General features: G+C 31.7%; 11 protein-coding genes and 1 riboswitch. Of the genes, 2 read left to right on the top strand and 9 right to left on the bottom strand.

From position 1 onward, the window contains the following. Positions 1 to 8: 8 nt before the first annotated feature. Complete coding sequence (gene yjbM, locus ACZ5N4_RS00495; RefSeq protein WP_464206174.1) at positions 9 to 797, bottom strand: GTP diphosphokinase; 789 nt, start codon at positions 795 to 797, stop codon at positions 9 to 11. 243 nt (positions 798 to 1040) lie between these two features. Between yjbM and ACZ5N4_RS00490 the strand changes: the two genes are divergently transcribed. Continuing rightward, the gene (locus ACZ5N4_RS00490) at positions 1041 to 1847 is read left to right on the top strand and encodes a DUF2225 domain-containing protein (RefSeq protein ID WP_464210777.1); all 807 of its coding nucleotides are present in this window, start codon (positions 1041 to 1043) and stop codon (positions 1845 to 1847) included. 28 nt (positions 1848 to 1875) lie between these two features. Here the strand turns inward: ACZ5N4_RS00490 and ACZ5N4_RS00485 are convergent, their stop codons facing one another. From ACZ5N4_RS00485 to ACZ5N4_RS00455, 7 genes are all read right to left on the bottom strand, one after another. Next, complete coding sequence (locus ACZ5N4_RS00485) at positions 1876 to 4398, bottom strand: DsrE/DsrF/DrsH-like family protein (protein WP_464206172.1); 2523 nt, start codon at positions 4396 to 4398, stop codon at positions 1876 to 1878. Positions 4399 to 4437: 39 nt separating this feature from the next. After that, on the bottom strand, positions 4438 to 4728 hold the full coding sequence (locus ACZ5N4_RS00480) for an ArsR/SmtB family transcription factor (RefSeq protein ID WP_464206170.1): 291 nt from the start codon (positions 4726 to 4728) through the stop codon (positions 4438 to 4440). Between the two features lie 133 nt (positions 4729 to 4861). Beyond that, positions 4862 to 5548, bottom strand: coding sequence for a metallophosphoesterase (locus ACZ5N4_RS00475; RefSeq protein ID WP_464206168.1), 687 nt, complete (start codon positions 5546 to 5548; stop codon positions 4862 to 4864). 11 nt (positions 5549 to 5559) lie between these two features. Then, complete coding sequence (locus tag ACZ5N4_RS00470; protein ID WP_178909471.1) at positions 5560 to 5823, bottom strand: EscU/YscU/HrcU family type III secretion system export apparatus switch protein; 264 nt, start codon at positions 5821 to 5823, stop codon at positions 5560 to 5562. Between the two features lie 98 nt (positions 5824 to 5921). After that, positions 5922 to 7538 carry a hypothetical protein gene (locus ACZ5N4_RS00465; RefSeq protein WP_464206166.1) on the bottom strand — a complete coding sequence of 539 codons (1617 nt, stop codon included), beginning with the start codon at positions 7536 to 7538 and terminating at the stop codon, positions 5922 to 5924. 135 nt (positions 7539 to 7673) lie between these two features. Beyond that, entirely contained in the window at positions 7674 to 8297 is a 624-nt protein-coding gene (locus ACZ5N4_RS00460) for an ECF transporter S component (RefSeq protein WP_464206164.1), read from the bottom strand. Between the two features lie 116 nt (positions 8298 to 8413). Further along, a riboswitch (FMN riboswitch) is annotated at positions 8414 to 8530 on the bottom strand. A gap of 70 nt (positions 8531 to 8600) precedes the next feature. Continuing rightward, on the bottom strand, positions 8601 to 10757 hold the full coding sequence (locus tag ACZ5N4_RS00455) for a Tex family protein (protein ID WP_464206162.1): 2157 nt from the start codon (positions 10755 to 10757) through the stop codon (positions 8601 to 8603). 132 nt (positions 10758 to 10889) lie between these two features. Between ACZ5N4_RS00455 and ACZ5N4_RS00450 the strand changes: the two genes are divergently transcribed. Then, on the top strand, positions 10890 to 12239 hold the full coding sequence (locus ACZ5N4_RS00450) for a M28 family metallopeptidase (protein WP_464206160.1): 1350 nt from the start codon (positions 10890 to 10892) through the stop codon (positions 12237 to 12239). A 68-nt stretch (positions 12240 to 12307) separates the two neighbouring features. Here ACZ5N4_RS00450 and prfB read toward each other — a convergent pair. Beyond that, a protein-coding gene (gene prfB, locus ACZ5N4_RS00445; protein WP_464206158.1) for a peptide chain release factor 2 occupies positions 12308 to 13415 on the bottom strand; the annotation gives its coding sequence in 2 pieces (ribosomal slippage) (positions 12308 to 13336 and positions 13338 to 13415; 1107 coding nt in all). Positions 13416 to 13475: the final 60 nt, after the last annotated feature.

Raw genomic sequence — 13475 nt, 5'->3', positions numbered from 1 at the left:
ATGGCCCCTTACCTATACATCTCTAATATCTTTTCTGTGGATTTTAAAAGACTAGCAAGTTCATTTACCTCACCCTCTTCAATGAGCTTATTCAACTGTATTTGAAGTCTTGTAGATTCTGCAAGTTTTCCCATTGAAGACAAAGTTAATATATTATTCATTATGTCTGATACTAAACTGGATTTCACTTCAAATAATTTTTGAGCATCCTTAATTTCATCCTTAATCTCAAGCATCTGCTGATCTAGCTGAAAGGCTGCATCCGCTGCGGATTTTAGTTTCAACTTTATATTATCAGGTATTTCATGTTTATATTTATAATTTAGCGAATGCTCTATAGTAGCCCAGAAATTCATTGCTAAGGTTCTTATTTGAAATTCAGCTAATATCTCCTTTTCCCCATCTGCCATATTTACTGGATACTTGATAACCATATGATAACTTCTATATCCGCTGCCCTTAACATTAGTGACATAGTCCTTCTCATAGAGAATCTTCATATCTTTTCTTCCTCTAACTATCTCAACGACTTTCTCAACATCATCAACAAACTGGCACATGATTCTTAGTCCAGCAATATCCTCCATTTCATAACTAATTCTATCTAGAGGTATATTAAACTTATTTGCCTTTTCTAATATACTAGATATTTCCTTCACCCTACCTGTAACAAACTCAATAGGTGAATATTCATTTTTTCTTCTATATTCTTTTCTTATGCTTCTAAATTTTATTTTCAATTCTTCAACTGCTTGTTCATAAGGTATCAGAAATGTTTTCCATTCTCCTATTGCCATAACCATTCACCCCTACATATTAGTATATGCTGTCATTTATATTATACTACACTTTTATTATAGTATATTATTTATAAATAAATAATATAATTTTATTGTAATTTTTGATATAATAGGATTATTCAAGAAACTATTAATATTGAAGGTGATGCTTTAATGTCAAAGGATATATTTTCTGGTTTAGAAAATTTAGGATTCGAAGATATTGATAATGTAAATTTGTATAAAAAAGAAGATGATAAGATGAATCAGGACGAAGAAAAAATAGGACAAAGTGAAGAAGAGAAGCAAAGATCACTACTGTATGATATGCAAGTTACTTGCCCAGTATGTGATGTTAATTTTAAAGTTCGTGCTGTTAAAACTTCAGCATCCAGAATTTTAAAAAAGGATTCCGACAGCTTTATTAGATATGGTGTTATAAATCCCTATTTCTATGATGCATGGGTATGCAATAGCTGTGGGTATTCTGCTATGAAAAATGATTTTCATAAAATTAGAAGTTTCCAAATAGATTCAGTAAAACAAAAAATCACTTCTAGGTGGCGCGGAAAGAGCTACCCTGACGTATATAACATAGATATAGCTATAGAAAGATATAAACTTGCTCTTTTAAACTATGTTGTAACGGAAGCAAAATCAAGCAAAAAGGCTATGAACTGCTTAAAGCTTGCATGGATGTACCGTCTCAAGGAAGATGCTGATAATGAGATAACGTTTTTGAAACAAGCCCTAGATGGATTTAGTGATGCTTATTACAATGAAGATTTTCCTATATACGAAATGAACAAGTTCACTATTATGTATTTAATTGGTGAACTTAATAGAAGAGCTGGAAAACCTGAGGAAGCTTTAGTTTGGTTTAGTAAAATTATAACTGCGCCTAGTGCTCCTCAAAGGCTTAAAGATAAAACTCGAGACCAGAAGGACTTAATAGAAGAAAGCCTAAAAAAAGAATCTGCGAGTAACGAAGATTTGACAGAAGGAATTTCTTTCGACGATGAGAATAAGAAAGATAAAAAGGGATTCTTCTCTAGATTTTTCAAATAAAGAAGACCCATTAGGGCCTTCTTTAGGTTTATATAAATAAATTTACATTGGAGTCCTCTGCTTCTCCTAGATAGTAACCTACACCACCTATTTTTACGCCATCAATTAGCTCATCCTTTTTAAGTCCCATAACATCCATAGACATTTGACAGGCCACTATTTCTATTCCACTGTCTATAGCAGCTTGTATTAGTTCTTCAAGTGATGTAACATTTTTATTTTTCATTACCATTCTAATCATTTTAGGTCCCATTCCAAGCATATTCATATTAGATAATTTTAATCTTTTGCTTCCTCTTGGCATCATAAATCCAAACATCTTATCCATAAAGGCTTTTGAAACACTAACTTTTTCATGTTTCCTTAGTATGTTTAGTCCCCAGAAGGTAAAAAACATTGTAACCTTTTTACCCATGGAAGCTGCGCCATTAGCTATTATAAAGGATGCTATTGCTTTATCTAAATCTCCGCTGAACACTACTAATGTTTTATTGTCCTTTTGAGCAATTGCGCCAGCATTACAGCTACTGTTATCTAGCATTATTTGTTTTTTTTTACCCTTTTTTATAAAAGCTATAATGTTTCCCTTATCTTTTTCTCTCTCTAATAGCTCGTTATCAGTTCTTTCACACCAAGACTTTATATCTTCGAAAAATCCTTGATCTGACGCTGTAACCTTTAATATCTCTCCATCCTTCATATCCTGAACACTTGCGTTAACCTGCATTAGTGGTCCTGGACAGCATAGTCCACAAGCATCAAGCGTCTTATCAAAGCTTCCCTTCTTATACTCAAGCTCTGCCTCTTTATACTCATTGACAGTACTTTCTAAGCTGATACTAGCTTCTTTTCCTCTTAAGTCTATAGAGCCGCCTTCACTGCCTTTGTTCATTACTACATCTTTAGGCTTAAACTTACTCATAGTATACGTCTTATAACCACCAGTTAGGTTCTTCACTTTAAATCCACGTGCCATTAAAATTCTTGCAGCAATATATCCTCTAAGTCCTACCTGACAATGGAGTAATATTTCCTTATCTTTATCTAATTCATTCATTCTATTTCTCAAATCATCTACTGGTATATTTAATGAACCTTCTATATTACCATTTTTGTATTCTATTTCAGTTCTTACATCTATAAGTTGAGTTTTTTCTTTATCTCTATTGTCTATATCTTCTGGAAGTATTACTTCATGTCTTCCAGTTAGAACATTTTCAGCAACAAAACCAGCCATGTTAACAGGATCCTTAGCTGAAGAGTAAGGTGGTGCATAAGCAAGCTCTAATTCAGCCAAATCATATACTGTTCCACCAAGCCTCATTGTAACTGCTATATCGTCCATCCTCTTATCTACTCCAACATAACCCAAAGCTTGAGCTCCAAGTATTTTCCCTTTATCATTGAAAATAAGCTTTATTGACATTGGAGCTCCACCTGGATAGTATCCTGCGCTTGAGTTAGGGTGCACATAGATAACTCTATATGATATACCTTTTGATTTTAATGTTCTTTCATTATTTCCTGTACTTGCGCCAGTTAATCCAAATACCTTTATAATAGCTGTTCCCATAGTTCCTTTGTATTTTGAATCTAATCCACATATGTTATCTGCTGCAATTCTTCCCTGCTTATTAGCAGGTCCGGCAAGGGCTATAGCTGTCTTACTTCCATTTACAAAATCAACTACTTCTATAGCATCACCAGCTGCATATACGCCTTCTATATTTGTCTCCATCTTATTGTTTACTATTATGTGACCTCTTGGTCCAAACTCTATTCCTGAGTCCTTTAAAAAGGCTACATCCGGCTTTACACCTATAGCAAGTATAACTATATCTGCATATAGACATTTTCCACTATTTAAAATAATATTTATTCCACTGCCTTCTTCCTTAAATGCCTTTACACCATCATTTAAAACAATTCCAACTCCGTTATCTTCAAGTTCCTTTTCCGCAAATGTTACCATATCAGAGTCAAATGGTGCCAATATATGAGGGGCTGCTTCAACTAATGCAACATTTAATCCTCTTTCTTTAAGGTTTTCAGCCATTTCAACCCCTATAAAACCTCCACCTATAACTACTGCATTTTTGATATTTCTATTATCTACATAAGCTTTTATTTTGTCTGTATCAGGCACATTTCTCAATGTAAATATCTTATCACTATTTATACCTTCTATTGGCGGCTTAATAGGCATTGCACCTGGTGATAAAATTAGGTAATCATAGCTTTCTTCATATTCACCTTTGTCTTTGCTGTTAACCTTTACTTTTTTGTTTTTTGTATCTACATCAATTACTTCGCTATTAACCCTTACATCTATTTTAAATCTCTCATTCATAGCCTCAGGAGTTTGTACTAACAGTTTTTCTCTTTCCTTAATAGTTTCACCTATATAATAAGGCAATCCACAATTAGCAAAAGATATATACTCTCCTTTTTCAAACATCACTATTTCTGCGTCCTCATCAAGTCTTCTAAGTCTAGCTGCAGCAGATGCTCCACCTGCAACTCCACCAACAATTAAAACCTTTTTCCCCATTTTAAGTCCTCCTCTTAATTATCACATACTTTTACATAGTTATTGATCTTCTTTGTCAAACAAAGTTTCTATTAATCTTTTAACTCTCTCATCACAAATTCTGTAGTTTATTTCCAATCCATTTCTTTCACCTTCAATTATTCCGGCAGTCCTTAGTTTTTGTAGATGTTGTGATATAGTAGATTGAGGCATATCCAAACAGTTTTGCATATGACTTACATTGCATCTTCCCTTTTCCAATAGACCTCTAACTATACACAATCTAACTGGATGTGCTAACACTTTAAGAAATTCTGCTGTTTCATTAAATTTTTCAAAATTATTATCCATCTCATACCTCTTAATTTTTTAGAATAATTTTCAGTAAATATTTTTCACTATTATATTTAATATATTTATCCATCACTATATTTATATATTACGATATATAAATATAATTGTCAATAAATTATCCCATAAAAACTTATAAAATTTTTATGGGATTAAAATCCAGATAATCACCTGAAGTAAGTATATACTCTATGCCATCTTTTTCACCATTTAAAGCTTTTGTCAGTGACGGTCCATGTAAGTGTCCATAAACTACTTTCTCAATATTATACTCTTTAAAAATTTCTACAAAACCAGATTCTACGAGTTTCTCATTCATAGGAGGATAATGAATCATTACAATAAATTTTTTAAATCCTTCTTTTACTGCCGCATCTAATGACAATCTTAATCTAGAAAGCTCTCTTGTATATATCTTTTCATCATGGGCCTTGAAGTTCTCGCCCCCTGGACAAATCCAACCTCTAGTTCCACATATAGCATAATCCTCATATACAAAGAAGTTGTTCTGAATGAATTTCATATCTTCATAAAGATTATTTAGTTTAGTGATACTCACCCACCAATAATCGTGATTACCCTTAACCATTATTTTTCTTCCTGGAAGATTGTGAATCCATTGTAAATCATTCATCCCATCTTCTATTTTCATAGACCAAGATATATCTCCAGCTATAAGCACTGTATCTTCATCCTTAACTCTTTTTACCCAGTTATTCTTTATTTTTTTATCATGTTGAAACCAGTTCTGCCCAAATACATCCATTGGCTTATCACCGTTTAAATCTAAGTGCAAATCAGATATTGCATATAAAGCCACCTTACCACCTCTTATTTATTTAAATTTTTATCTACATCCATTACATAAGCTATTACTTTGGCTACTGCATTATATAATTCAAATGGTATAGCGTCTCCTACATCTACATTATTTAAAAGACTTGAAAGTTCTTCATCATAAACTATAGGAACATTATTTTCTTCGGCTCTTTCTATTATCTTGTCGGCTACATATCCCATACCTGCCGCAGTCACCACTGGTGCTGAGTATCCATGTTCATATTTTAATGCTGCTGCCTTTTTCTTTTTATTCATTATAACACCTCTTAATATAAATGGGGCATCTATTAATTAATTATAAGTTGTTATTAGCATATTGTAAATTACTTAGAACCTTACAAACTTAATGTGCCTTATACCTTTGCATCTATAGTACTTAGATTACTGTCCCCGAAGAACTCTGAGCAATTTGTTATATTCATCTCTTTTTCTCTCTCACTTACGTTGGCATAAACATTATAACCCATTTCATGCAGCTTGATCATTATCTTTTCTTTTTCATTATCTAAAACTTTAATCCACTTTTCATCACACTTTATACTTAAATCCATGTTGTTGTTGTTAACTTTTATATAAGCATCTACAACTCCCATGTTAATAGTATTTACAGATGCCGCTATTTTTACATTGGTAGAGTCAATTTTCTTTCCCTTTTTTCTTTCATCTTTTATCATAAGTTTACACTCATATTCATGCTTTTCTATATTTATAGGCAAGTCCAGGTAATAATACTGGTTTGATACAGAATTAAATATTTTAAAATCATTAATATTTTTATCTAGTGCCTGCATTACATTATTATACACCTTAGGATCCAGTTCACTTTTTTGCTCCATAAATGTTTTTATAGTATTTTTCAGTTCTTCAGTTTTAGCATTTATTTGCTCTTTAATTACTTTTGATATATCTTCTATAGTATGGTGTTTAACTGGTACTGTGCTTTTGTCTTTTACGTTATCACCTAACTTTAACTCTTGAGTAATTTCTATATCTTTTTCCGATAAAACCTTAGTTACTTCTTTTGAGACTTTTGTATTATTAGATAGCTCCTCATTTTCATTATTTAATTCTTTTAAATTTGTTGTTTCTACTGTTAAATTATTTTTATCTGGTTTATTTAATTTTACTAACTCTTCTGATGTGTTACTTAAATATATTTTTTCTTTACTTTGGTTATTAGATGTCTCTTTACTGTTTTGTGCAATGCTTTCTAAGTTACTATCTGTGCTTGCAAATTCACTCTCGGTCTGAATATCACCTTTAAGCTCACCCTCAACCTGCTTTACATCTTTAAATATAGTTAAGTTTTCCTTAAATACATTATTGAAACTCTTAATATTTTCTTCCGTTAAATCTATATTGTTTTCAAAAAATGTAAATAAGTCATCTGATCCTAAATTTTTTAATTCATTAAAAAATGACTTTAAAGTATTTTTTATTTTAATACCCTCAGCACTCTCCAAACTGATATTTTTGCTTTGTATATACTTTTCAATAAAGGCACTTTCTTCTGTATCATCAGATTTTATCTTATTCATAAAATCTAAAATAGTTTTTACATCTGAAATATTTTCTTTGGTAAGAGTTATATTATGCTTTACCATTTTGTTCAAAACATCATAATCCGAATCACTTAAATTTATGCTTTTCTCTTTTAAAAACGCACTAATAGAATCTTTTTCTGATGATTTTTGTTTAGTATCTGAATTTAATATTTTAAGTTGAAGTTTTCCATCTTCAAAGCCTTCAACTACAAATCTTATAAGTCCTTCTGGCAGTTTTTCCATAGGATTTTCAAGTTTCGCTGAAAATTGCCATCCATCAAGAAGCTTTAAAAGCATCTCTCCAGTTAATTTATCTAAATTTACAATTCTAGCTAAAAAGTTTTGGCCAACTTCAAAAGATAACTTTCTAGAAACCGTCCTAGTATTAACATCATAAACACTATTTATATTCCATATACCAGCCACTTAAATCACTCCTTTTTTCCGGCCTATATATACATTATCGCATAGAACTATATATTTATATAGGGTTCCTTGGCCGAAAGTTAACTTATACTCCGGAATATAAAAAATAATCCGGATTTTTCCGGATTATTTCTACTAGTTATTTTTAACAAGGTCCCTTTCTTTTTGTTCTTCTTTATGAAGTATTGGTGACACACTTTTGTACACTAGCATAGTTAATACTGATACCAACATACCTTTAATTAGATTAAAAGGCGCAATTGCCCATACTACAAAGGAATTAAGATCTGTTATACTGCTATTAATTTTGTTTCCCATTTCAACGATGGCATTTATAGGGAAGTGTAGTACTGTTTCATATAAAGGTAAGAATACAAAGTAATTGAGAACACTAGCTGCTGCAGTCATAGTTAAAGTACCTGCAATTAGTGAAGTAACTGCTGTCCCTCTGCTTTTTCTTTTGTTATATATATATCCTGATACATATACCATTACTGCACCAACAAGGAAATTTGCTAACTCCCCTACAAAAGCACTTCCTCCAACGAATATACCATGAAGTATATTTTTAAGTAACTCTATTGCTACTCCAGCTACGGGACCAAGCGCAAAAGCCCCAATTAGTGCCGGCAAGTCACTTATATCAAACTTTAAAAAAGGCGGAAAAAATGGGGTAGCAACTTCAATAAACATAAGTATAAATGCTATAACACTTAACATAGATATTTTTACTAATCTGTTGAGTTTTTGATCTTTCATATATACACCCTCCTAATATAATTGTTTCATAATCTTCTGCATATATTCATATTTAGGTATAAGGTGTTAGTATAATAAAAAGCCCTGACTATAAGTCAGGGCGAATTTACATTATACTTTACCTTCTTTCATCCAGACTTTACTGTCGGCTTCGGAATCTAACCGAATCATGCCAATTAAGGCTCGCGGGCTATACCGCCGGTGGGGAATTTCGCCCCGCCCTGAAGATTACTACTTTATTAAGTTTACGTTTCAATTATAGTACAAGTTTTCTAAAAATTCAATATCTGAATTGAGTAAGCATTACTTTTTCATTGTCAAAGCTATTCTTTTTCTTTTTTCATCAACCTCAAGAACTTTTACCTCAACAATATCTCCAACCTGCACTACATCAAGTGGATGTTTTATAAATCTATCTGCTAATTGACTTATATGCACCAATCCATCTTGATGAACCCCGATATCAACAAATGCTCCAAAGTCTGCAACATTTCTTACAGTTCCCATTAATGCCATACCTGGCTTTAATTGAGTTATATCTATAATTCCAGTCTTTAATATAGGCTTAGGTAATTCTTCTCTTGGATCTCTTCCTGGCTTTTTTATTTCTTTTATTATGTCATTAAGAGTTGGAACACCAACTAGCAATTTTTCTGCTAATTTCTCTATACCTGATTCCTTAACCCTTTCTTCTATATCTATAAGCCTGTTGTTTTTCAAATCATCTAAAGTATATCCTAAAGTAGTTAATAGCTCTTTTGCTGCTTCATAAGATTCTGGATGTACAGAAGTATTATCTAAAGGTTCTTTACTTTCCATTACTCTCAAGAATCCGGCACACTGTTCAAATGCCTTTGCTCCTAATCTTTTTACCTTTAAAAGTTCTTTTCTACTTTTAAACTTTCCATTCTCTTCTCTATATACAACAATATTTTGAGCAATAGTTGAGTTTATTCCTGATATATATGATAAAAGGGATGGCGTTGCTATATTCAAATCCACGCCTACACTATTTACGCAGTCTTCCACTACCCCGCTTAGCGATTCATCTAACTTCTTAGGAGCAACATCATGTTGGTACTGTCCAACCCCTATGGACTTAGGATCTATTTTTACAAGCTCTGCTAATGGGTCCTGAAGTCTCCTTCCAATAGATATAGCTCCTCTTAATGAGACATTGATATCTGGGTATTCTTTTGCAGCTAATTCTGATGCTGAATACACAGATGCCCCTGCTTCTGATACTACAACATAATAAAGATCTCTATTTTGTTCTGTCTTAACCTCTTTTATAATTCTTTCAATAACCTCTTCAGATTCTCTACTAGCAGTTCCATTTCCTAGCGATATAACATCTACGTTACACTTATGAATCAGTTTTTTTAAGGTTTTTACAGCTTCTTCAACACTATTTTGAGATGAGGTAGCATAAACTGTTGCAGTATCTAATAACTTTCCTGTATCATCAAGCACAGCTATTTTACATCCTGTTCTAAATCCAGGGTCAAAACCTAATACTATTTTCCCCTTTATTGGAGCCTGCATCAACAGCGCTTTTAAGTTTGCTTTAAATATTTTTATAGCTCCTTCTTCACCTTTATCTGTAAGATCTGATCTTATTTCTCTTTCTATTGATGGATATATTAATCTTTTTAAAGAATCTTTAATACTATCTTCTATATATGTATCAGTATTTTTATTATCTTTTAAACACTTTTGCTTTAAGTACTCTATAATTTTATCCATATTCGCAGTTATTTTTACTGAAAGTATTTTTTCTTTTTCCCCTCTATTAATTGCGAGAATCCTATGTGGTGGTATGCCTTTTACAGCTTCTTTATAATCATAATACATCTCATAAGGAGTTGATTCCTCGCTCTCTCCACTTGTTTCTATTAAGCCCTCATTTTGAATAAAATTTCTAATCCATTTTCTATACTCAGCCTCATCTGATATTATTTCGCTAATAATATCCATCGCTCCTTGCAAAGCTTCCTCTACTGTCTTTACTTCTTTTTCTTCATTTATAAATTCAGCTGCATATTGTTTAATATCACTCTTAAACTCACCACTCCAAATAACCTCAGCTAAAGGTTTTAATCCTTTTTCTTCTGCAATAATAGCTCTGGTTCTTTTTTTAGGCTTATATGGTCTATATATATCCTCTACTTCTGTTAAAGTGTCACATCGCATTATAGTTGTCTTTAATTCATCTGTAAGCTTTCCCTGTTCATCGATAAGTCTTATAACATCTTCTTTTCTTCCTTCTAGATTTCTTAAGTATGTAAGTCTTTCTGAAAGAGCTCTGAGGGTTATATCACTCATCCCTCCAGTCATTTCTTTTCTATATCTAGCTATAAAAGGAACTGTATTTCCACTGTCTAAAAGGTCAATAACAGTTTCTACATGCTTTTTATTTAAATTTAATTCTTGTATTAATCTTTCAACTATATTATTCATATTTACCTCCATGCCCATTAAATTTTAAAACAACTTTTGAAATTATTGGCTAAAAATTATTATAACAGTTATATAGTATTTTGCAAATTAATATATATTTTAAAGATATATTTTTCTTGAGGGGTTGTTACTATGAAAAAACATATGACTTATCTTTTCCTAATAATATCTTTTATTTTTCTAGGCTTTAGTTTTCATGTTTATTCTAAAGTACATGTATTTAATCACAATTCAGTTAAAAAAAATATAGAATATCTATCTTCTGATAACTTTAAAGGCAGACTTGCTGGAAGTATTGAAAATGCAGCATCTATTATATATATAAAGGATTCCTTCAAAGATGCTGGATTAAAGCCCTATAATGGTAGTTATCTTCAAAGCTTTGATACAATTTATCCTCATAAAATTTCTGGAAAACCTTACTTAAGCATTACTGATAAAAATGGATTTTTGATTAAAGAATTTAACTATGGAATAGATTTTAAAGAAGATTTACTGAACTTCAGAAAAAATAATTTGAACTTCAGCAAGTACGATAAAGTTGAAATTCTTGACGGCCATATTCAAGTTAAAAAGGATAATGACTATTTTTTATTTTATGTACCTCAAGATAACACGCTTAACTTTAGAAGTTCTTTTATAAGTTCTTCTCCTTATAGCATGTATATTATGATTACTAAAGACACTTTTAATGAATTAAAAAACTACTTAAGCAAAGATTATAACATAAATTGCTCTATACCTTTTGAAACTAAAAAAACATCTTTAAATAATATTACTGCATATATAGAAGGTAAAGACCCATATTCTCCTCCAATTGTTCTTTCTGCGCACTTTGATCATATAGGCTCGGATCTTTCTGGGAAAGTTTACAGCGGGGCTCTAGATAATGCTTCAGGAATCGCTTTTGTAATGGAAATGAGTAAATATATAAGTTCTTTAGGAAAACCTGATAGAAATATATTATTTATCGGTTTCAACGCTGAAGAATTTGGATGTCTAGGATCAAAAGCTTTTGCAGATAAATATAAGGACAACCTTAAGGGTGCTAAAATATTTAATTTTGATATGATAGGTGGAAATAATTCTATACCTCTTCACATAATGGGAGGAAAGCAGGATACAACGGATAGTCCTCTTATAAAAGAAGCTTCACTAATTTGTAAAAAGGATAAAATCAGTTTTAATTATCTATTTGAAGATGCTAGTGATCATGAATACTTTAGAAAACAAAATATTGATGCTATAACTTTAACCGATGCAGATTCATCTAAAATTCATACCCCTAATGACAAAGCTAATTTCATAAACACAGATTCCATAGACAGATGCTTTAAAGTAGCATCAAAAGAAGTGATCAAATATGGCTTTAACAATAACTTATTTATTTTATATTATAAACAAATATTTTGGGTTTCTTTAATGTGTACTATTTTAAGTTTAGTAATTTTATTTAAACCTACACGCAAAAACAATATATAGAATTATAGAGCGATTACTCAATTCGTAATACAAAAAAACTGCCACGCAGTTTTTTTGTATTACTTCTTTTAGTTTGTATTTTGCTTTAAATATTCATTTATAAACTCGTCTATTTCTCCATCCATAACAGCATTTATATTTCCATTTTCAATGCCTGTTCTGTGGTCTTTAACTAAGGTGTATGGCTGAAAAACATAGGACCTTATTTGGCTTCCCCAGCCAATATCTTTTAACTCGCCAGTTAAATCTTCAATTTTCTCCTTATGAGCTCTTTCCTTTAACTCTACAAGCTTAGATTTTAACATTTTCATAGCCTCATCCTTGTTATGATGCTGACTTCTTTGGTTTTGGCACTGAACTACTATTCCTGTTGGGATGTGGGTTATTCTAATTGCAGATTCAGTCTTATTTACATGCTGTCCTCCGGCGCCCCCTGCTCTATAAGAGTCGATTTTAATATCTTCTGGTCTTATTTCTATGTCTTGATTTGCTGTAAGCTCAGGCAAAACCTCCACAGAAGCAAAAGAAGTTTGTCGCTTACCATTAGCATTAAAAGGTGATATTCTCACTAGTCTATGAATTCCTTTTTCTGCCTTTAGATACCCGTAAGCAAATTCTCCCACTATTCTTAAATCGGCACTTTTAATTCCAGCATCATCTGCAGGAATCAAATCTATAGTCTCTATTTTAAATCCTTTTCCTTCAGCCCATCTTGTATACATTCTTAAAAGCATTTCTGTCCAGTCCTGGGCATCAGTTCCTCCGACACCTACATGAAGAGATATTATGGCATTATTCTTATCATATTCTCCTGACAGCAATATTTCTATTCTGAATCTATCTACATCATCCTGTAATGCCTTTACTTCTCTTAATATTTCTTTTGAGGTCGTTAGATCTGATTCTTCTATTGCTAGTGTAGTAAGAACTTCAATATCTTCTATTCTTCCCTCTAATTCCTTATATCTATCCAATCTATTTTTTAAGAACTTTTCTTCCCCAGTTACTTCCTGAGCTTTGTTTACATCACTCCAAAAATCAGGCTCCTGCATTTTTTTCTGGAGTTCTTCTATTTTGTTTTTGCTATTTTCTATGTCAAAGTGAACCCCTAATTTCGTTAATGGCTCCTTTTAAGCCACCTATTTCATTTAAGGCTTCTTCTAGCTGAAGTAGCATTTAATCACTCTCCTCTTAATATAAAGAATAAATAATTAGAATAAGGCATCCGAACAAAAA

Source organism: Clostridium nitrophenolicum, from assembly GCF_055391695.1.
The sequence above is the reverse complement of the archived record's forward strand: the minus strand, read 5'-3'. Positions and strand labels throughout refer to the sequence as shown.